General features: G+C 68.3%; 19 protein-coding genes. 12 read left to right on the forward strand and 7 right to left on the reverse strand.

All coding sequences use genetic code 11. The features are described 5' to 3' along the window. Positions 1 to 4: 4 nt before the first annotated feature. Both IEY84_RS10240 and IEY84_RS10245 read right to left on the reverse strand, forming a co-directional pair. Positions 5 to 928, reverse strand: coding sequence for a carbohydrate ABC transporter permease (locus IEY84_RS10240; protein WP_183542709.1), 924 nt, complete (start codon positions 926 to 928; stop codon positions 5 to 7). Then, the gene (locus IEY84_RS10245) at positions 925 to 2,220 is read right to left on the reverse strand and encodes an extracellular solute-binding protein (RefSeq protein ID WP_183542711.1); all 1,296 of its coding nucleotides are present in this window, start codon (positions 2,218 to 2,220) and stop codon (positions 925 to 927) included. The genes IEY84_RS10240 and IEY84_RS10245 overlap by 4 nt, the downstream gene beginning before the upstream one ends. 264 nt (positions 2,221 to 2,484) lie before the next feature. On the opposite strand from IEY84_RS10245, the gene IEY84_RS10250 reads away from it, so the two are divergent. From IEY84_RS10250 to IEY84_RS10265, 4 genes are all read left to right on the forward strand, one after another. Continuing rightward, positions 2,485 to 3,420, forward strand: coding sequence for a hydroxymethylglutaryl-CoA lyase (locus IEY84_RS10250; RefSeq protein ID WP_183542713.1), 936 nt, complete (start codon positions 2,485 to 2,487; stop codon positions 3,418 to 3,420). 103 nt (positions 3,421 to 3,523) lie between these two features. Continuing rightward, complete coding sequence (locus tag IEY84_RS10255) at positions 3,524 to 4,633, forward strand: hypothetical protein (protein ID WP_183542715.1); 1,110 nt, start codon at positions 3,524 to 3,526, stop codon at positions 4,631 to 4,633. Then, positions 4,633 to 5,745, forward strand: coding sequence for a hypothetical protein (locus IEY84_RS10260; protein WP_183542717.1), 1,113 nt, complete (start codon positions 4,633 to 4,635; stop codon positions 5,743 to 5,745). The genes IEY84_RS10255 and IEY84_RS10260 overlap by 1 nt, the downstream gene beginning before the upstream one ends. A 12-nt stretch (positions 5,746 to 5,757) precedes the next feature. Next, positions 5,758 to 6,954, forward strand: coding sequence for a hypothetical protein (locus IEY84_RS10265; protein ID WP_221208539.1), 1,197 nt, complete (start codon positions 5,758 to 5,760; stop codon positions 6,952 to 6,954). Here IEY84_RS10265 and IEY84_RS10270 read toward each other — a convergent pair. Both IEY84_RS10270 and IEY84_RS10275 read right to left on the reverse strand, forming a co-directional pair. After that, positions 6,951 to 7,562, reverse strand: a complete 612-nt coding sequence (locus IEY84_RS10270; RefSeq protein WP_183542719.1) for an AAA family ATPase — start codon at positions 7,560 to 7,562, stop codon at positions 6,951 to 6,953. The two genes, IEY84_RS10265 and IEY84_RS10270, sit on opposite strands and share 4 nt — an antisense overlap. Before the next feature lie 87 nt (positions 7,563 to 7,649). Continuing rightward, positions 7,650 to 8,348, reverse strand: a complete 699-nt coding sequence (locus IEY84_RS10275; RefSeq protein WP_221208540.1) for an EcsC family protein — start codon at positions 8,346 to 8,348, stop codon at positions 7,650 to 7,652. Positions 8,349 to 8,404: 56 nt separating this feature from the next. On the opposite strand from IEY84_RS10275, the gene aat reads away from it, so the two are divergent. Continuing rightward, the gene (gene aat / locus IEY84_RS10280; RefSeq protein ID WP_183542721.1) at positions 8,405 to 9,139 is read left to right on the forward strand and encodes a leucyl/phenylalanyl-tRNA--protein transferase; all 735 of its coding nucleotides are present in this window, start codon (positions 8,405 to 8,407) and stop codon (positions 9,137 to 9,139) included. Here aat and IEY84_RS10285 read toward each other — a convergent pair. Continuing rightward, positions 9,136 to 9,462: a rhodanese-like domain-containing protein gene (locus tag IEY84_RS10285; RefSeq protein WP_183542723.1), complete on the reverse strand. Its 327-nt coding sequence runs from the start codon at positions 9,460 to 9,462 to the stop codon at positions 9,136 to 9,138. The two genes, aat and IEY84_RS10285, sit on opposite strands and share 4 nt — an antisense overlap. 9 nt (positions 9,463 to 9,471) lie before the next feature. Next, positions 9,472 to 10,335, reverse strand: a complete 864-nt coding sequence (locus IEY84_RS10290; RefSeq protein WP_183542725.1) for an Fpg/Nei family DNA glycosylase — start codon at positions 10,333 to 10,335, stop codon at positions 9,472 to 9,474. A gap of 205 nt (positions 10,336 to 10,540) precedes the next feature. Here IEY84_RS10290 and IEY84_RS10295 point away from each other — a divergent pair, with 205 nt between their 5' ends. The 5 genes from IEY84_RS10295 (at position 10,541) to IEY84_RS10315 (ending at position 15,399) form a co-directional block, all read left to right on the forward strand. Beyond that, complete coding sequence (locus IEY84_RS10295) at positions 10,541 to 11,737, forward strand: ATP-binding protein (RefSeq protein WP_183542726.1); 1,197 nt, start codon at positions 10,541 to 10,543, stop codon at positions 11,735 to 11,737. A 237-nt stretch (positions 11,738 to 11,974) separates the two neighbouring features. Next, positions 11,975 to 12,943 (forward strand): Bug family tripartite tricarboxylate transporter substrate binding protein, encoded by a 969-nt coding sequence (locus tag IEY84_RS10300; protein ID WP_221208541.1) that lies wholly within the window; start codon positions 11,975 to 11,977, stop codon positions 12,941 to 12,943. A 34-nt stretch (positions 12,944 to 12,977) separates the two neighbouring features. Then, positions 12,978 to 13,355 carry a universal stress protein gene (locus IEY84_RS10305; RefSeq protein ID WP_183542730.1) on the forward strand — a complete coding sequence of 126 codons (378 nt, stop codon included), beginning with the start codon at positions 12,978 to 12,980 and terminating at the stop codon, positions 13,353 to 13,355. Further along, positions 13,352 to 13,894, forward strand: coding sequence for a tripartite tricarboxylate transporter TctB family protein (locus tag IEY84_RS10310; protein WP_183542732.1), 543 nt, complete (start codon positions 13,352 to 13,354; stop codon positions 13,892 to 13,894). The genes IEY84_RS10305 and IEY84_RS10310 overlap by 4 nt, the downstream gene beginning before the upstream one ends. After that, entirely contained in the window at positions 13,894 to 15,399 is a 1,506-nt protein-coding gene (locus IEY84_RS10315) for a tripartite tricarboxylate transporter permease (protein WP_183542734.1), read from the forward strand. The genes IEY84_RS10310 and IEY84_RS10315 overlap by 1 nt, the downstream gene beginning before the upstream one ends. Before the next feature lie 20 nt (positions 15,400 to 15,419). On the opposite strand, the gene IEY84_RS10320 is transcribed toward IEY84_RS10315, so the two are convergent. Further along, positions 15,420 to 16,112 (reverse strand): GntR family transcriptional regulator, encoded by a 693-nt coding sequence (locus IEY84_RS10320; RefSeq protein ID WP_221208542.1) that lies wholly within the window; start codon positions 16,110 to 16,112, stop codon positions 15,420 to 15,422. A 71-nt stretch (positions 16,113 to 16,183) separates the two neighbouring features. Between IEY84_RS10320 and acnA the strand changes: the two genes are divergently transcribed. Together acnA and rraA are read left to right on the forward strand one after the other, a co-directional pair. Then, positions 16,184 to 18,835 (forward strand): aconitate hydratase AcnA, encoded by a 2,652-nt coding sequence (gene acnA / locus IEY84_RS10325; protein ID WP_183542736.1) that lies wholly within the window; start codon positions 16,184 to 16,186, stop codon positions 18,833 to 18,835. Then, a complete protein-coding gene (gene rraA / locus IEY84_RS10330; protein ID WP_183542738.1) occupies positions 18,832 to 19,326 on the forward strand; it encodes a ribonuclease E activity regulator RraA in 495 nt (164 codons plus the stop codon). Before acnA ends, rraA begins: the two co-directional genes overlap by 4 nt. The last annotated feature ends 3 nt before the right edge of the window (positions 19,327 to 19,329 follow it).

A 19,329-nucleotide genomic window follows, 5' to 3' on the forward strand; every position in this document is an offset into this window, starting at 1 on the left:
CCGATCACCCCTGTCGTGCCTGCGCCAGATCGACGCGGAAGAGTCTGACGATCAAGAAGGCGACCACCAGGACGGATAGGAAGAGGAGCACGGACAACGCCGAGCCCATGCCGAGCTGGAACTGCTCGATGGTCTGGCGATAGGTGAGGAAGCTGATCGACTCGGTCCGCACCGCCCCGGAGGTCATCACGAAGATGTTGTCGAAGATCCGGTACGCATCGAGTGCACGGAACAGGACGGCGACCATGATGGCCGCGCGCATGTTCGGCAGGATCACCTTGGTCAGCCGTTGGGTCCAGGTCGCTCCGTCGACCTTCGCCGCCTCGATCATGTCGTCGCTGACCTGCGCCAGACCGGCGAGCAGCAGCAGCGACATGAACGGGGTGGTCTTCCAGATCTCGGAGACCATGATCGCCACGACCGCCGACCCGGTCTGGCCGAACCAGTTGAAGTCGTCGCCCACGAACGGCAGCCAACCGTTGACGAAGCCGTTCTGGAACGAGAACGCGAACTGCCAGGCGAAGCCGGAGACGACGGTGATGATGCCGTAGGGCACCAGGATCGAGGTGCGGATCACGCCCCGGGCGAAGACCACCCGGTGCATCACCATGGCGAAGATGAACCCGATGACCAGCTCGATCGTCACCGTGACCACCATGTAGAGCACGGTGACGCCGGTGGTCTGCCAGAACAGCGGGTCGGTGAGCGCGGTGAGATAGTTGCTCAGCCCGATGAACTGGCGCTCCTCGGGCGCAGTCAGCGCGTAGTCGAAGGTCGACAGGTAGATGGCTCGCAGCATCGGGAAGGCAGTGACGAGCAGCATCAGCACGATGGCCGGTGCGACCAGCTTCTGCCCGAGCCGGTTCTCGGCGCGGGCCCGCTCGCTCATACCCGAGCGACGCTTGGCAGGGGCAGCAACAGCGCTCATAGCAGCGACTTCCCTTCCAGCACGTCCTCCAGGTAGGTCGCGGACTCCTCGGGTGTGGTGTCAGGATCGACCGACTCCGGCGAGTGCCACGTCGACTGGATCGCACCGGAGATCATCGAGTAGTAAGCGCTCTTGGGTCGAGGGCCGCCTTCGTCGACGCTGGTGCGGTAGAGCTCGATCAGATCCTCCGGGTAGTCGCCGCTGGCGGCGACCTCGTCGTACGCCGCGTTGGTCGAGGGCATCAGCCCGGCCTCGAGCGCCAGGTCGACCTGCGCCTGCTCGGAGGTGATGCACTCGGCTGCCGCGGCGGCCCATTCCGGGTGCTCCGAGTAGGCGCCGACGCCGATGTCGATGCCGCCGACCGGCGGCTTGGACACCTCGCCCTCCACCGTCGCGGGGTAGCGCGCCCAGGCCAGGTCGCCGAACTGCTCCTTGGTCGGTCCGCCCGCCTGGTCGATGGCACCCTCGTAGTTCTTGTAGACGAAGGTCCAGTTGGTCATGAACTCACCGGGGCCGCTCGCCGGGAACATCTGGCCGAGGCTGGTCCCTTCGCGCGAGACGCTGAGGTCGGGCTGGGCCGCGCTGGAGTCGGCGAGCATCTGGATGACGGTCGCGGCCTGACGTCCAGCCTCGGAGTCGATCTCGACCTTCGCGTCCCGGCCGGCCTCGGTGTTGGAGACGATCGCACCGCCGGCGCCCTGGACGAGAGCGTTGATCCAGACGACGTACGCCTCGTACTTGTCGGCCTGGACGCCGACCGACCCGCCCTGGTCGGCGGCGGCCTTGATCACCTGCTCCCAGGTGACCGGTTTCGTCATGTCGAGACCGGCGGCCTTGGCGAGAGACTCGCGGTACCAGAGGATCTGCGTGTTGGCCCACAACGGGATCGCGTAGGCCTTGTCCTCCCAGACCACCGTGTCGGCGGCGCCGGACAGGTAGTCACCCTCGCCCTCCGTGCTGGTGATGATCCGGTCGCCGAGGTCGCCCTCGACCTCCTTCAGCCAGCCCGCGTTGGCGAACTCGGCCACGAAGACCGGGTCGAGGTTCATCAGGTCCGTGGAGGAGTCCTCGGCCGCCAGTCGTCGGGCGAGCTGGGTGCGCTGATCGGTGGCACCCGTCGGCAGCAGCTGGACCTCGATGTCGTAGTCGTCGGTGCTGCACTGGTCGGCGTACTTCTCGAAGACCTCGACCCCGTCGGGATTGACGTACCAGTTGAGGACGGCATCATTGGATCCCCCGCAGGCAGCCAGCCCGCCGGCGGCCAGCGCGGCCACCGCGACCTGCGCGATCATGTGTCGGCCCTGAGGTCGACGTCTTTGTCCTGGCGCGTTCGTAGATCCGCGCCCTCGCTTCGCGTACTTCAAACCACGACCCCCCGATCTGTGATGCTTGTCACGACGTTCTACCGTTGAAATCGGTCGGTGTCTATGACTCGCTCTCGGGTCAGTCTGTTGCCGCACCCCTCGGATCGAGCGCATTTGCGCCGTGTCGGGCTCGGCAGCGTCGGTGCTGCCCGAGCCCTGCCCAACCCGTCACGGCTCGACTAGGGTTGAGTGGTGAGTGCTCTCCCCGCTGTCGTGCCCCAGTCCGATCTGCCGCGGAAGGTGACGATCTACGAGGTCGGTGCCCGTGACGGCCTCCAGAACGAGAAGACGGCGATCGACACCGGCGTCAAGGCGGACCTGATCACCCGGCTGCTCGATGCGGGGCTGAGCCCGGTGGAGGCGACGAGCTTCGTGCACCCGAAGTGGGTGCCGCAGCTGGCCGACGCCAAGGAGCTGATGACGGAGCTCGTCGACAGGCTGGGGGACCGGGCGCGTGAGCTCCCGGTGCTCGTCCCCAACGAGAAGGGGCTCGACCGCGCGCTCGAGCTGGAGCTGCGTCACATCGCGATCTTCGGCAGCGCGACCGAGACGTTCGCCAACAAGAATCTCAACCAGACCTTCGACGGTCAGTGGGCGATGTTCGAGCCGACGATGAACCGTGCCCGAGAGGCCGGAATGACCGTCCGTGGTTACCTGTCGATGTGCTTCGGGGATCCCTGGGAGGGCCAGGTCGAGATCGCGAAGGTGGTCGAGGCGGGCAAGCGGCTCCTCGATCTCGGGGCTGACGAGCTCAGCCTCGGCGACACGATCGGCGTCGCGACCGCCGGCCACGTGAAGGCGCTGGTCCAGGCGTTCGGTGATGCCGGGGTCACGACCGACCGCCTCGCGCTGCACTTCCACGACACGTACGGTCAGGCGTTGGCCAACACCCTCGCCGGGCTCCAGTGTGGGGTCACCACGTACGACGCCAGCGCCGGCGGCCTGGGTGGCTGCCCCTACGCCAAGAGCGCCACCGGAAACCTCGCCACCGAGGACCTGCTCTGGATGCTCGAGGGCCTCGGGATCGAGCACGGCGTCGATCTCGACAAGGTCGTCGACACGAGCCGTTGGCTCGCCGACCACCTCGGCAGGCCGAGCCCCTCGGCCGTCGTGCGAGCACTGCCGTAGAACCTGACGACAAGCCCTAGACTGCACCCAACAGTGACGGCCGGGTGACAATCGACGGACCGCCGCGACAATCTCTACTAACTTGGTACAGAATAGCGGGATCATGGCGCGCAAAGTCTTTCTCCACGTCGGCGCTCCGAAGACGGGCACGACGTACCTCCAGGACCGGTTGTTCCACAATCGGGTGTCCCTGGAGAAGCACGGCGTCTTCTACCCGGTCGGCGGTCAGCCCGACTTCTTCAAGCCGGCGCTCGATCTGATCGACCGGCCATGGGGCGGGATGCGGAAGACCGTCCACGGCGAGTGGGACACCCTGGTCAAACGCGTACGCCGCAGCGAGGCCGACACCATCCTGATCAGTCACCACCTCTTCGCCGGGGCCAGGCCCGACCGGGTCGAGAAGGCGATGACCGACCTCGGTGAGGGCGGCCGCACCGAGGTGCACATCGTCTACACCGCTCGTGACATCGCGCGCGTGCTGGCGGCCGAGTGGCAGGACCAGGTGCAGCGCGAGCGCAAGGTCACCTTCGCGCGCTATCTCGAGCGGATGCAGATGGCGAAGCAGTCGCGCTCGGCCGCCTGGTTCTGGCGTACGCACGGCCTGCCCGACGTCCTCAGCCGGTGGGGTCGCAACCTGCCACCGGAGCGCGTGCACCTGGTCACCGTGCCGCCCGACGGGGCGCCGAGCGAGGTGCTCTGGCGTCGGTTCTGCGAGGTCGTCGGGATCGAGGAGTCCTGGACGCCGATCGACAGCGACCGGCACAACCAGTCGCTGGGTCGCGCGGAAGCGACGCTGCTGCGCCGGCTCAACGCGCGGCTCGAGGCGCAGGAGCTCCCTCGGGAGGACTACCGCCACCTGGTCACCGACGTGATCGCCAAGCGCACCCTCGCCCACCGCGACGGTCGCGAGCGGGTCACCATGCCGCCGTCCGCCTTCGACTGGTCCGACCAGGTCGCCGAGTCGTGGATCGAGTGGGCCGAGCTCGCCAAGGTCGACATCTCCGGTGACCTCGACGACCTCCGCCCGCAGCGACCCGAGGCCGACGTCGAATGGATCGACCCGGACACGCCGCGCGCCAAGGACGTCGCCGACGCGGCGATCGACGCCCTGGTCGCTGTCGTCGTCGAGGCCGCCCGCAGCACCCCGCCCCCGCGTTCGGTCGCATCCCGCGCTGCCGGTGTGATGCGGCGGGTCAAGGGGCGACGCTCCTGATGCCAGCGTCCCGCGGTTGGGGGTGGGCAGCGCATCTGCGCGAGGGCGGTACGACGCCGTGGACATCCTGGTCCGAGCCCGCTGAGCCGTTCATGACCGCTCACCTGCCGGGCGCCGAGGTGCTCGAGCTGCTGCGGCGGCTCAACGCGACCGGCCCGGTGGAGCCCTCCCGCGTCGAAGCCCTGCTGCGCACGAGCCCACCTGGCCGCGGCCGCCGCGACCTGCCGCTGGTCGGGGACACCGAGATCAGGACGTACGGTCCGCTGCCCGTCGATCCGTCGACGCTGTCGTCGCGGGAGCTGCTGCGGGCGGCGAGCGTGCTGCTGGCCGAGGACCTGCTCGACACCGCGGAGACCGTGCCGGTGCGGCGTCGGTGGTGGCCGCGCCGACGGACGAGGTCGACGAAGGAGCAGCAGAGCTTCCCCTATCGTCTGGTCGGGTCGCCGTGGCTCACGCTGCCCATCCGCGAGGAGCTGGAGCGGCAGGGCAGGCTGCCCGGTGGCGATGGCTACACCGTCTACGTCCTCGGTGGTCCGCTGGACGAGGTCGCCGCCGGGGCATGGAAGTTCCGCACCTTCACCAACCGGGTCAACCCCTGGCACATCTGGATACGCGACGCCCAGTGGCGCGGCTGGTTCGGTCCCCGCGCCGACCTGCCCCGGATCGCTCGCTGGTGGGCGGATCGAGTCGGGAAGGACCGGGTCGAGATCGTCACCGACCCCGCTCTGCTGCCCGGCCTCCTCGGCGTCGACAGTCTGCCGGGCCCCTGGGCGATCTCGGCCGAGGCGAACGAGGTCGCGCGGGTGATCGGCCAGGTTCTCTGCGTACGAACCGAGCTCGAGGCTCAGCGGAAGCTGCTCATCGACGAGCTGCGACCGCGGTTGGAGAAGCTCGAGCCCCTCCATCCGGGGGCTCGGGAGGTCGGCGTCCCGGCAGAAAGTTTTGCCTGGGTCGAAACACAGGCGCGGGCCCAACGTGATGCGCTGGTGGAAGCCGGATACGCTCTCCACGGAGATCCTGACCGGCTGCTCCCCTCCGGGACGGCGACTCAGGGTCCCGACGAGCGCCGGGCGCTGGCGCTCGCGTTGTCATTGCTGGCGGGGCGTCCTTAGAGGAGTAGAACGTTGGAGACTGGGCGGCGCGTGCTGCTTCATGTCGGCACCCCGAAGACGGGCACGTCCTATCTTCAAGATGTTCTCTTCCACAACCGGGAGACCCTCGCCGAGCAGGGCGTCCACTACTTCGCCGACCGCTTCGACGCCCACTTCCTGGCGGCCCTCGACCTGATGGACCTGCCCTGGGGCGGCATCGAGGAAGAGGCGACCGGCACCTGGGACGCACTCGCCGAGAAGGTGCGCGCCGTCGAGAACGGCACCGTGATCATCTCCCACGAGATCCTGGCGAGCGCCTCCTGGCAGCAGGCCAAGCACGCCCTCGACTCGCTGGGCGACTCCGAGATCCACATCATGCTCTCCGCGCGCGACCTGGCCCGGCAGATCCCGGCCGAGTGGCAGGAGAACGTCAAGCACCGCTCCGTGGTGACCTACTCGGAGTTCCTCGAGGAGATCCGCGACCTCGATCGTGCGGGACGGATCGGATCGTGGTTCTGGGGCGTCCAGGAGCTGCCCGACATCCTCGACCGGTGGACCCAGGGCATCGCGCCCGAGCGCGTCCACCTGATCACCGTGCCGCCGCCGGGTTCGCCGTCGACGCTGCTGTGGGAGCGGTTCTCGACCGCCTTCGGTCTCGACGACCTGACCATCGACTTCGAGGGGATCGACCGCGGCAACCCGTCCCTCGGGGTGCCCGAGGCCGCCCTGCTGCGCGAGATCAACCTGGCGGTCGTGCCGGTCCTCGAGCCGGCCGACTACCGGCCGTTCGTACGCGAGTTCCTGGCCCACCGCACGCTGGCCAAGCGCCGTGACTCCGCGCGCCTGGCGCTCTCGCCTTCGATCCTGCCGTGGGTCGAGTCGCTCTCCGAGAGCTGGGTCGAGGCGCTGACCGGACGTGGCTACGACGTGGTCGGCGGGCTGGAGGAGCTGCTGGTTCCTGCCGATCTCGCGGGCAAGCCGTTCGTCGACCCCGACACGATCTCCTCACGCGAGGTGCTCGACGCCGGGGTCGCCACCATCGAGGCCCTGCTCCAGGAGGCCATCCGGCTGCGCAAGTCCGAGGCCCGGCTGGAGGACGAGGTCGTCGAGCTGCGCGCCGAGCTCGAGCACACCCGGTCACTGGTGCCGAAGCAGCGGGCTCGCGAGGGGCTCGAGCGGCGCTGGTGGGGCCGGGCGGTGCTGAGGCTCTACCGCCTGGTGCGCCGCTAGGCCACCAGGAGCGTCTCGAGCCGACCGCCGGCGCGGGCGCGGTCGACCACGTGGACCCGGTCCCAGGGGCCGTCGGTGCCTCCGAAGGCCGCTACGCCCACCAGCCGCGGCTGATCGTCGGTCCACCGGTGCCAGTGGCGGTCGAACGACGTCGAGCGCACCATTCGCCCGCGTGCCTGCTGGCCGTCGATCGCCACAGCGCGAGGCACATCGATCATGACCAGCGACGTACGCCAGCCGCGGGCCCGGGCGATCCGCCCGAGCAACGCGCGGCGGCGGGCCCGGGTGGCGGGGTCGTGGACGAGGATCGTACGCCGCTCGCGGGTCGGGCCGAGCAGGACGAGCACCAAGGTCGCGAGCGCATGCCACAGGTGCACGACCGGCCGGTAGAGACGGTAGGGAATCCGCGGCGCCCGTGCCGCGAGCCAGCGTGCGGAGGTCTCGGGATCGAGGGTGTGTACCGCCGGGTTCCGCTCAGCGACCTGTCGGATCAGCGTGCTCTTGCCGGCGCCGGGCACGCCGCCCAGAAGGAGCAGATGTGGCCTCTCCCCAACCCCTGCTGGGGGGCAGGCGGGGGTGGCGGGGGTGAGGCTCGCATCGGGGGTCATCTGCTGCTCCTCCTGAGCGGACTACATCAGTGTGAAGTCCGGTATTCGGAGGAACGTGTGAGGAACCTGTGTGGTTCCTGTGAGGCCTCAGCCTTCTTCGGCGCGCCGCGGCAGCAGCTCGCGTGAGGCGTAGCGGCCGATCTGGTAGGTCATCCATCCGTCGGCGCCGCCGCCGACGACGCCGCCGAGGATCGGCACCCGCTTGGCAGCCATCGAGATCATGCCCCTGCCGGTCACCCGGCTGAGCAGCTCCTGGGCCACCTCGCTGGCGACCTTGTTGTCGATCGCGCGATCATAGGTCGGGGCAGTCGCGATCGCCATCGGCGGCGCCGGGATCTTCTTGGCCTGGATCTGCTTGCCGACCTTCTCCTCGCTCAGGAGGGTGAGCAGGATGGCGTTGCGTACGCGGGGGTCGGTCAGGTCGTAGCCGCGAAGGTGAGCGATCACGGCCACCATGCGGCACTGGATGATCGCGATGCCGGTGATGTTGGCAGGGAGGGTCACCGCCTGGGTGACCAGACCACCGATGTTGGTCGCGAAACCACCCACGCCGGCCATCCGTACGTGGTTGTCGATGGCATGCTTCACGGCCGCCTCGATGTCGTTGTCGTGCTTCTCCAAGTGCTTCTCGGCGGCCGCCGCCGCTCCCGGGAGCGGACCGATGCCCGCGATCGCGTGGTGCAGCGCCTGCCGGACCACCGTGGTGGTCACGCCCGGGGCGGAGTCGATGACCTTGGGTGCGAGCCGGCCAGCCGCACTGGTGAGCACTGACTTGGGACCGATCATGAGCAAATCTTAAGCGTGTGGTGGTTGGGGCTGGCGCGGGGCGATAACGTTTCGTCGTGGCGAATCTTCGGGGTCCGATCGAACCGGAGCCGTCGCCGTGGGCTTTTGCGGACCTTCGGGACCCAGGAGAGGGCGCCGGTGATGGGGCTGACCTGGACGATCTGGTGGGGATGGGCGCGGACGTCGCGCCAGGCACCCTGCTGGCTGCCTACCGTCACGGGATCTTCCCCATGCCCGGGGAGTCCCCCCGAGATCCGATGATGTGGTTCTCCCCGGTGAGGCGTGGCGTACTCCCCTTGGACGGGCTCGTGGTCTCGCGGTCCCTGCGTCGGTCGGTGCGGGACTTCGAGATCCGGGTCGACACCAGCTTCGACGAGGTGGTGGCCTCGTGTGCCGACCCGCGCCGGCCGCACGGCTGGATCGACAAGCGGATCCGCCGGGCGTACGGGAACCTGCATCGGCTGGGCTGGGCGCACTCGGTCGAGGCCTGGCAGGACGACCGTCTGGTCGGCGGGCTCTATGGAGTCGCCATCGGCGGGCTCTTCGCCGGGGAGTCGATGTTCCACCGCGTCCGCGACGCGTCGAAGGTGGCCCTGGTCGGTCTGGTCTCCGCGCTCCGCGAGGCGGGCTCGATCGACCAGCGGATCCTGGACGTGCAGTGGCGCACCGACCATCTCGCCTCGCTCGGCGTCGTCGAGATGGCTCGCAACGACTATCTCGACCGCCTGGAGAAGGCGCTCAGACTGCCGCTCCCGGAGGTGTTCGGCGGTCCGTCGAACCAGCTGCTCTAGAGGACGTACGCCTCGGAGCCGGTCTCGCTGACCATCGGCCGCCCGGCGGCGGCCCAGTCGAGCATGCCGCCGGCGAGGTTGACGACCTCGAAGCCCTGCTGGGCGAGGTAGTTGACCGCCTGGGCGCTGCGTCCGCCGACCTTGCAGACCACCAGGGTCTGGCCCTCGGGGAGGTCGCCGAGGCGCACCGGGAGCTCCTGGAGCGGGATGTGGGTCGCACCCTCGATGTGCCCCGCGGCCCACTCGTCGTCCTCGCGGACATCGAGGACGGCCACGGGCAGAGGATCCGGCACTCCGGTGATCTCGACGGTGGGGATGGTCACCTGTCAAGACTACTTGAGGAGCCTGGACATCCGGCGATCGGCCAGTGGCTTCCCGCCGGTCTGACACCGGGGGCAGTATTGGAGGCTCGAGTCGGCGAAGCTGACCTCGAGGATCGTGTCGCCGCAGGTCGGGCACTTCTTTCCCGCCTTGCCGTGCACGGCGAGGTTGGTCTTCTTCTCGCCCTTGAGCTCGCTCATCGCCAGTCCGGAGTCGCGCTCGACGGCGTCCTTCAGGGTGGCGCGGAGGGCTGTGTAGAGACTCTCCGACTCCTCGTCGGTCATCTCGGCCGGCTTGAACGGCGACATCTTGGCCGCCCACAGGATCTCGTCGGAGTAGGCGTTGCCGATGCCGGCGATGATCGACTGCATCCGCAGGACGCCCTTGATCTGCTTGCGGCCCTGGCCGGCGAGGATCTCGCGGAAGCGGGCGAGGGTGAAGTCGTAGGCGAGCGGGTCGGGGCCCAGCGAGGCGACCCCCGGGACGTCCTGCGGGTCGTGGACGACGTAGAGCGCCAGGCGCTTCTTGGTGCCGCCCTCGGTGATGTCCAGCCCGGTGTCGTCGTCGAGGACGACCCGGATCGCGAGGCCGCTCTTGGAGCCCGGGCGCGGTGGTGTCGCCGGGAGCTCGTCGCGCCACCGGATCCACCCGCCACGGGCCAGATGCAGCACGAGATGGACCCCGCTGGCCTCGATGTCGATGAACTTGCCGTGGCGGGTCACGTTGTCGACCAGCGTGCCCTCGACCGCGGACAGCGGCGGATCGTACGTCTTCAGGGCGCTGAACTGCGCGACGTGCACCTTCGTGATCGCGCGGCCGTCGAGGCGCCCGCGCAGGTCCTCGGCGAGCGCTTCCACCTCGGGGAGTTCCGGCATGTTCGCGAGTCTAGATCGTCACGCTTGCGAAGGGGATGGAAATCCCGCTATCATCGAACACACGTTCGAGGGTAGCGATCGATCGGAGAGTCTGCGCCTTTCTAGGATGAATCCTAGAAAGGCAGATAGAGACCTACGCTCGTGAAAGATGTGGCTCGCTAGCGAAATCTAAGACGTGTCCTATAGATGTGGATATCGTCTGATCATGGACCCCATCCGCAATCCGTACGCTCCCGGAGCGGGCCAACGGCCCCCCGAGCTCGCTGGCCGGAACGAGCAGCTCGGGCAGTTCGACGTCGTGCTGGAGCGGGTGGCGCGGGGTCGTCCGGAGCGGTCGCTGGTGCTCACCGGGCTCCGTGGCGTCGGCAAGACGGTGCTGCTCAACACCCTGCGGTCCGCGGCCGTCCGTAAGGGCTGGGGCACCGGGAAGATGGAGGCGCGTCCCGACCAGTCGCTGCGCCGCCCGTTGTCGAGCGCGCTGCACCAGGCCGTACGCGAGCTGGGGCATCCGAGCGCCGACGACGTCGACCACGTGCTCGGTGTGATCCGTTCGTTCGCTCAGCGGGAGGCCGGGCCCAACGCCAAGCTGCGCGAGCAGTGGTCGCCGGGTATCGAGGCGCCGGCGGTTCGGGGACGTGCGGACTCCGGAGACATCGAGATCGACCTGGTCGAGCTGCTCACCGACGTCGGTGGACTCGCTGCAGACGTCGGCAAGGGAGTCGGGGTCTTCATCGACGAGATGCAGGACCTCGGCCCCGACGACATCTCGGCGATGTGCGCGGCCTGTCACGAGATCAGCCAGTCGGGGCTCCCGGTGATCGTCGTCGGCGCCGGCCTGCCGCATCTGCCGGCCGTGCTCTCGGCGAGCAAGTCCTACTCCGAGCGGCTCTTCTCCTATCAGCGCATCGACCGTCTCGAGCGGGAGGCTGCCGACCGCGCCCTCGCCGCTCCCGCGGGCGAGGAGGAGGCCGAGTTCGAGCCCGCCGCCCTGGACGAGATGTACGCCGCCACCGGCGGCTACCCCTACTTCATCCAGGCCTACGGCAAGACCGTGTGGGACCAGGCGCCGCGCTCCCCGATCACCGAGGAGGACGTGAAGGTCGCCGCTCCCGAGGCCGAGCGCGAGCTGGCGGTCGGCTTCTTCGGCTCCCGCTACGAGCGCGCCACCCCCGCCGAGCGGGACTATCTGCGCGCGATGGCCGACGCCGCCGTCGAGCTCGGCGCCGACGACATCGGCACCGTCGCCACCGCCGACGTCGCCGCGTTCCTCAACAAGAAGCCGCAGTCGCTCTCGCCCGCGCGGGACGCATTGATGAAGAAGGGCCTCATCTACTCCGGTGAACGCGGCCGGATCGCGTTCACCGTCCCCCACTTCGGGCGCTACCTGCGCCAGCAGGGCTGACTGCCGGTACCTGACGCGTACGCCGACCTTCCGTCGGTCTGTCGCCACGTCGTTCAGTGGGCGGGCCGTTGAATCCTGGCCGCTCGAGGTGCACTTGACCTTGGGACGTGATCGCCATCACTATACAACCTATAGGCTATGTGGAGCGATCGATGAGGAGTACCCATGCCGACCGATAATCCGAGCGATCCCGCGACCGATCCATCAGAGGAACGTTCCGTCCGGGATACCCCGCGCGTGGTCAAGATCGTGGCCGGAGCAGTCGGTCTCGTGCTGGTGGCTGCGGGCGTCTGGGATGCCGCGTCAGGAAGCAGCGGCGCCACAGCCCGCTCTCAACTCACGCTGATCGCGCCCGCGTCGGCGGGTGGCGGATGGGACGGTGCGGCCCGCGAGATCCAGCAGGTCACGCGGTCGGAAGGGATCGTCAACAACACCCAGGTTCTCAACATCCCCGGTGCCGGCGGGGTGATCGGGCTCAATGAGGTTGCCCAGATGGACGGGGAGAGCCAGACCCTCATGATGATGGGGATCACGATGCTCGGCGCGATCAGGGTCAACAGCTCGACCCGTACGCTCGACGACGTCACCCCGATCGCCCGGCTGACCGACGACTACGACGTCCTGGTGGTGCCGGCTGACTCGCCCTACGACTCGGTCGATGACCTGGTCAAGGACTGGGCGGCGGATCCGAACGACTTCGCTTTCGGTGGCGGCTCGCTCGGCAGCGTCGACCAGATGATCATCGCCCAGCTCGGGCAGGCAGCCGGCATCGATCCCCTCGACGTCAACTACATCGCCTATTCCGGCGGTGGCGAGCTCGCCACGTCGCTGCTGTCGGGCACGATCAAGGCGTCGGTAAGCGGCTGGGCAGACTTCGCCGACCAGGTCGAGGCAGGGCGCCTCAAGGCCCTGGCCGTGTCCGCGGCGGAGCCGGTCGAGTTCATCGACGTCCCCACGCTCAAGGAAGAGGGCTACAACGTCGTCCTGACGAACTGGCGGGGGATCGTCGCGCCGCCAGGCATCAGCGACGCCACACGTCGCGAGCTGGAGCAGATCGTCACCGAGGTCGTTGAGTCACCCGCCTGGGACGAGACCCTCGAGCGAAACCAGTGGACCGACACCTTCATGGTCGGCGAGGAGTTCCAGACGAACCTCGCGCAGCAGACCGAGACGGTCAATCAGATCTGGACCGACCTGGGCTACTGAGCCCTCATTCTCTTACGAAGCAAGGAGACACCTGATGACCGTCATGGTCGCGTACAGCCACACGGACGAGGGCATGGTCGCACTGGAGAAGGCGCGGGACGCAGCCGATCGCTTGCAGGCGCCCGTCGTCGTCTTCGACCTGGAGAGCCCGAGCAAGTCGGCGGACCGTCGGATCGCCCTGCCGGAAGATGCGCAGAAAGGCGAGCGCTGGCTCGGCCCCGCCCACACGGCCCCGGCTCCGGTCGAGGACCTGCTCGACACGGCCCGCGAGATCGACGTGGCTCTGATCGTCGTGGGCATCCGTCGACGCAGTCCTGTCGGCAAGCTCATCCTGGGTTCACAGGCCCAGAGCATCATCTTGGGCGCGGACGTCCCGGTGCTGTCGGTCAAGGCTTCGGGGGCCGACGCATGAGCCAAGCAACTGTCGCTCCAGCGCCCTCGCACTGGGGCACCGGGCGAAGCGGGCTGGTCCTCGCCGGTCTGATCCTCGCTTTCGCGATCTACCTCACCGTCGGCATCATCACGATGACCGTTCCCGACGGGGCGGAGCCGCCAGGGCCCAAGTTCTTCCCGATCATCTTGGCGGTCGCCTGCTATGCGCTGGCCGTCATGCTCACGGTTCACTACGTACGTCGGCCTGAGGCACCTGCCGATACCGATGGTGTCGAGACGATCGAAGAGCCAGAGGGCGTACGCCACAAGTCGTTCACCGACTGGCGGACCCTGGGCCTGACGATGGCCGGGTTCCTCGCCTTCGCGCTCCTCCTCGACCCGATCGGATGGATCCTTGCGGCTGCACTGATGTTCTGGGTGATCGCGTGGGCCATGGGCTCGGGATCGCCGCTCAAAGACGTGGCGGTGGCGCTGGTGCTCTCCTGCGCGGTCCAGGTCGCATTCTCTGCGGGCCTCGGACTCCACCTTCCCGCCGGCATCCTGGACGGAGTGCTCTGATGGAATCACTCAACCTGCTCGCCGGTGGACTCGCCGACGCGCTCACCCCGATGAACTTGCTCTGGGTGTTCATCGGGGCGTTCCTCGGGACCGCGGTCGGTGTACTTCCTGGCCTGGGATCCTCGATGGCCGTCGCACTGCTGCTCCCGGTGACGTTCACGCTCGACCCGACCGCGGCGTTCATCATGTTTGCGGGGGTCTACTTCGGTGGTCTCTTCGGTGACTCCACGATGGCGATCCTGGTGAACACACCAGGTGGGTCGACCGCGATCGCCTCGACCTTCGAGGGTCACCGGATGACGCTGACCGGTCGCGGTCCCCAGGCGCTCGCGACGGCCGCCATCGGTGCCTTCGTCGGCGGTCTGCTGGCCTCCGTGATCGTCGTGCTCTTTGCCCCGAAGCTCGCCGATCTTGCGGTCAACTTCGGGCCGCCCGAGTATCTGGCCCTCTCGGTTCTCGCCTTCGTCGCAACCGCGACGGTCGTCAGCACCTCGCTCGCCAAGGGGCTCGCCAGCCTGGTCTTCGGTCTGACCTTCGCTGTGATCGGGATCGACGGCATCTCAGGCGCCCAGCGCTTCACCTTCGGTGCACCGCAGCTCTTCGACGGCATCAGCATCATCGTCATCACGGTCGGTGTGCTCGCGCTGGGCGAGGTCTTCCACGTCGCCTCCCGAGTGCGGCGAACGCGGCCTGGAAGGCTTCACAAGATCACCGGACGGCCCTACCTTTCCCGCGCCGAGGTGCGTGAGGCGGCGCCGGCCTGGGGACGTGGAGCCCTCATCGGCGCGCCGTTCGGCGTCATCCCGGTCGGTGGAGCCGAGATCCCGACGTTCCTGGCGTACGGCGGTGAGCGCGCCCTCGACCGCCGACGCAAGCACCCTCAGTTCGGCAAGGGAGCCATCCGCGGTCTGGCTGCTCCTGAGGCGGCGGGCAACGCCACCGCGGGCACCGCCATCGGGGCGCTCCTCGCGATGGGCCTGCCGACCTCCGCGACAGCGGCGATCATGCTGGCTGCGTTCCGGCAGTACGGGCTCCAGCCGGGCCCGCTGCTCTTCACCCGCAGCGCCGACCTGGTGTGGACCCTGATCGCCAGCCTCTTCATCGGCCTGGTCGTGCTTCTCGTCCTCAACCTGCCCTTCGCCCCGCTCTGGGCCAAGCTGACCAAGATCCCGAGGCACTACCTGTACGCAGGGATCGCGGTCTTCTGCGGGCTGGGTGTCTACGCCACCTCGGCAGCGGTCACAGACTTGATCCTCGTGCTCGGCATCGGGTTCCTCGGGTTCCTGCTCAGGCGGTACGACTTCCCGCTTGCGCCGATCATGATCGGTGTCGTCCTCGGCCCGCTGGCCGAGACTAGTCTGCGTAACGCCCTGCTCTCCTCGGGCGGTGACTACGGCGTCCTCGTCGACAGCGGGATCTCGGTGACGATCTATGCGGCGCTGGTGCTGGTGCTGGTCTTCGTCGCCTACCGAGGCCTGCGAGCGCGAGCAGCGCGCGACGTGTGACCAGCTTGTGGCCTGGGCCGTCAGCTCTTCGAAGTCTCCCCGAGCGCTTCGATGGCTCGCCGGCCCAGGCTGCCACTGATGTGATCGCGCATGACCTGCTCGGCCCGGTCGGCGTCCTGGTCGAGCACGGCGGCGGCCAGCGCCTGGTGCTCGGCGCGGACCCGCTCGATGTCCGAGCGGCTGTCGGCCTGAGCGCGCAGACCCACCTGCCGATAGCGGTCGGCCTTGTCCCACAGCCCCTCGAGCACGCCGATGAGCGGCTCGTTGTGGGAGGCGCGATAGATGGCGCGATGGAATGCGCGATGGGCGACCAGGCTCTCCATGCTTGCGTGACCGGACAATGGCTCCAAGGCGGCGAGGGCGGCCTCGATCCGGCTCGCCTCGCCGTCGGTGCGCCGTTGCGCCGCAAGGGAGGCCGCCAGCGGGTCGACGCTGGCGCGCACCTCGTAGAGGCTGCGAGCCTCTTCGGCGGTCAGCTCGACGACCCGGGCGTCCCGATGGGAGGAGAGGTTGACCATTCCCTCGGTCGCCAGGCGCTTGAGTGCCTCGCGCAGCGGCGTCGTGCTCAGACCGATCTCGGCAGCGATGCGCTCCTGGCTGACGACAGCACCGGGGCGGAGCTCTTCGGACAGGATCCGGCGCTTGATCTCCTCGTAGGCGTACTCGCTCTTGCTCTGAAACGGCCGAGCGGGGCCCGAGCTCAATGACTCCACGACGTCAGGTTACTGGATTGTACGGACAGGTGACATCCTGTAGCCTATAGGTTCAATCAGGAAGGGATCAGATGGACAGCTTCGACAGCGGCGGGTGGCTCGACACAGCCGGTGGACGGGTGGGAGTGCGCAGGCTCGATGCGGTCCCGGGAGCGGAAAGACTGCCGTTCTGCCACAAGATCGTGCTGGAGAACCTGCTGCGTCATGAGGATGGCGAGACCGTCACCAGCGACGACATCCGCGCGGTCGTCGACCGATCTCGGCGTCCGCATGACATCGCCTTCCATCCCAGCCGGGTGTTCCTGCACGACACCAACGGAGTCCCGGTCCTGACCGACCTGGCGGCCCTTCGGGACGCGGTCGTCTCGAAGGGCCATGCGGCAGAGTCGCTCGACACGGTCGTCCCCGCACACCTCACCGTCGATCACTCGGTGGTGACCGACTACTTCGCTCGTCCCGACGCGCCCCAGCTCAACGTACGACGCGAGTACGAGCGGAACACCGAGCGCTATCGCTTCCTCAAGTGGGGGAAGCACGCGTTCGCCGGGCTGGAGGTGGTCCCGCCTGGCGCGGGGATCATGCACCAGATCAACGTCGAGTTCCTGGCGGACGTGATCACCGTCCGCGACGGCGTCGCCTTTCCCGATACGGTCGCCGGCACCGACTCGCACACCACCATGGTCAACGGGCTCTCGGTGCTCGCCTGGGGCGTCGGAGGCATCGAGGCCGAGGCGGCGATGCTCGGCCAGCCGGTCTCGATGCTGATCCCGCCAGTCGTGGGCGTCGAGCTGGTCGGTCAGCTCCGGCCGGGGGTCACTGCGACCGACCTGGTCCTCACCCTGACCGAGAGGCTGCGCCGCCACGGCGTGGTGGGCAAGTTCATCGAGTTCTTCGGCGAGGGTGCAGCCGCGACGAGCATCGCGACAAGGTGCACCATCGCCAACATGAGTCCGGAGTTCGGTTCGACAGCTGCGGTCTTCCCGATCGACGGTCTAACGCTCGACTACCTGCTCCTGACCGGGCGATCTGCCGAGCACGTGGCAGTGGTCGAGGCGTACGCCAAGATGCAGGGTCTCTGGCACGACCCGTCGGTGGTGCCGCTCTTCGACGAGCAGATCCGGGTCGATCTGGACGAGATCCGGCCGAGTCTCGCGGGGCCTCGCCGGCCCCAGGACCGGGTCGACCTCGACCGGGCCCCGGCGTCGCTCGCGCGGGCACTGGAGGGCCTCGGTCGCAGACGAACGGTCTCGACCACCGGTCCGACGGATGGCGCGGTCGCGATCGCCTCGATCACCTCGTGCACCAATACCTCGAACCCGGCTGTGATGGTGGCCGCCGGCCTCCTCGCACGCAATGCCGTCGAGCGCGGCCTGGTCGCCAAGCCGTGGGTCAAGACGAGCCTGGCGCCGGGTTCGAAGGCGGTGACCGGCTATCTGGAACGGGCTGGGCTGGCGCCTTACCTGGACAAGCTCGGATTCTCGGTCGTCGGCTATGGCTGCATGACCTGCATCGGCAACTCGGGTGATCTCCTGCCGATACTCGCCGAGCGGGTGGAGACCGAGGGCTTGGTCGTGGCCTCGGTACTGTCCGGCAACCGCAACTTCGACGGCCGCATCCACAACGAGGTGTCGCTCAACTACCTCGCCTCGCCGCCGCTCGTGGTCGCGTACGCTTTGGCCGGGACGGTCGAGCTGGATCTGACCCGGAAGCCACTGGGAGTCGACCGTGAGGGGCAGCCGGTGCATCTGGCCGACATCTGGCCCAGCGACGTCGAGATCGCTGCGACGGTCGACAAAGCCAACTCGCCGGACCTGTACTCCGATGTCTACGAGAAGATCTTCGGAGGCGACGAGAACTGGCAGGCACTCGATGCGCCGACGGAAGCGACCTTTCCGTGGGACGACGAGTCCACGTATCTGCGCCGTCCGCCGTTCTTGGACGGTGTCCTGGCGGAGGTGACAGGAGCCGAACCGCCGCCTTTCGTGGATATCGATGGTGCGCGGGTGCTCGAGTACGTCGGGGACTCGGTCACCACCGACCACATCTGCCCTGCCGGTCGGATCCCCGCGCAGAGCCCGGCCGGGCGCCACCTGCAGGAGCGTGGCGTCGAACCCCGAGACCTGAACAGCTACGCCTCGCGACGCGGAAACTGGCAGGTGATGCGCCTTGGCGGCTTCTCCAACCCGCGCCTTGGCAACCGTCTCGTCCCGGGCGGACCGGGGGGCCGCACGCTCGGCTTCACCGACGCCGAGCCGATCGTCGACGAGGTGCATGTCGTCGCCGACCGGTACGCCTGCAACAGCACCCCGCTTCTCGTGCTGGCCGGCAAGGAATACGGCACCGGTTCCTCGCGGGACTGGGCCGCCAAGGTGACATCGCTGCTGGGAGTGCGGTTCGTGCTCGCTGAGTCATTCGAGCGGATCCACCGCTCCAACCTGGTCGGCATGGGCATCCTGCCGCTCCAGTTCCTGCCTGGGGAGTCCGCCGACTCGCTCGGACTCGACGGCACCGAGATCTTCTCCGTCGAGGGGCTCGCCGGCCGGGCGACGTCACCCGACACCGTGAGGGTGACCGCCGTCGACCCGGTGGGTGGGCGGACCACGACCTTCGCCGCCACGGTCCGACTCGACACAGCCCGGGAGCAGACCTACTACCGCTGCGGCGGTCTGTTGCCCTTCGTGCTTCGAGAGACCCTTCGCCAAGCTGAGGAGAACCCTTCATGACCGATCGCCTCGGAACCTCCGACCTCTACGACATCCACCAGGAATCGCTGGAATCCTGCGACCTGCAGCTACGCCAGCTCGGCGGCGTACGCCACTTCGAGGGGCCGATCGTCACCTTCCGCGCGTTCGAGGACAACCTCGAGCTCAAGAAGATCGTCGCCGAGCCGGGTGAGGGCCAGGTGATCGTGGTCGACACCGATGGCTCGATGCGTGTCGCGATGCTCGGCGACAACATGGCTGCGCTCGCCGCGAGGAACGGCTGGGCCGGCATCGTGGTCAACGGAGCCGTCCGTGACACCGCCGCGCTCGCCGATCTGCCCATCGGAGTGAAGGCCCTCGGCAGCAACCCACGGCGCAGCCGCAAGGAGGGTGTCGGGCACCGCGATGTAGTCGTCACCTTCGGCGGTGCCGCGTTCACCCCTGGCGCCTATCTGGTGAGCGACGACGATGGGATCGTCACGTTTCCGCTCGGCGTGGTTCCTGGGGACTGATCG

The sequence above is a fragment of the Nocardioides albus genome, assembly GCF_014648255.1.
Lineage (GTDB): Bacteria > Actinomycetota > Actinomycetes > Propionibacteriales > Nocardioidaceae > Nocardioides > Nocardioides albus.

Excerpts from the sequence above, each read along its gene's own strand:
- IEY84_RS10240 (WP_183542709.1), bottom strand. The coding sequence starts at position 928 with ATGAGCGCTGTTGCTGCCCCTGCCAAGCGTCGCTCGGGTATGAGCGAG.
- IEY84_RS10245 (WP_183542711.1), bottom strand. The coding sequence starts at position 2,220 with ATGATCGCGCAGGTCGCGGTGGCCGCGCTGGCCGCCGGCGGGCTGGCT.
- IEY84_RS10255 (WP_183542715.1), top strand. The coding sequence starts at position 3,524 with ATGGCGCGCAAAGTCTTTCTCCACGTCGGCGCTCCGAAGACGGGCACG.
- IEY84_RS10260 (WP_183542717.1), top strand. The coding sequence starts at position 4,633 with ATGCCAGCGTCCCGCGGTTGGGGGTGGGCAGCGCATCTGCGCGAGGGC.
- IEY84_RS10270 (WP_183542719.1), bottom strand. The coding sequence starts at position 7,562 with ATGACCCCCGATGCGAGCCTCACCCCCGCCACCCCCGCCTGCCCCCCA.
- IEY84_RS10275 (WP_221208540.1), bottom strand. The coding sequence starts at position 8,348 with ATGATCGGTCCCAAGTCAGTGCTCACCAGTGCGGCTGGCCGGCTCGCA.
- IEY84_RS10290 (WP_183542725.1), bottom strand. The coding sequence starts at position 10,335 with ATGCCGGAACTCCCCGAGGTGGAAGCGCTCGCCGAGGACCTGCGCGGG.
- IEY84_RS10295 (WP_183542726.1), top strand. The coding sequence starts at position 10,541 with ATGGACCCCATCCGCAATCCGTACGCTCCCGGAGCGGGCCAACGGCCC.
- IEY84_RS10305 (WP_183542730.1), top strand. The coding sequence starts at position 12,978 with ATGACCGTCATGGTCGCGTACAGCCACACGGACGAGGGCATGGTCGCA.
- IEY84_RS10310 (WP_183542732.1), top strand. The coding sequence starts at position 13,352 with ATGAGCCAAGCAACTGTCGCTCCAGCGCCCTCGCACTGGGGCACCGGG.
- IEY84_RS10315 (WP_183542734.1), top strand. The coding sequence starts at position 13,894 with ATGGAATCACTCAACCTGCTCGCCGGTGGACTCGCCGACGCGCTCACC.
- acnA (WP_183542736.1), top strand. The coding sequence starts at position 16,184 with ATGGACAGCTTCGACAGCGGCGGGTGGCTCGACACAGCCGGTGGACGG.
- rraA (WP_183542738.1), top strand. The coding sequence starts at position 18,832 with ATGACCGATCGCCTCGGAACCTCCGACCTCTACGACATCCACCAGGAA.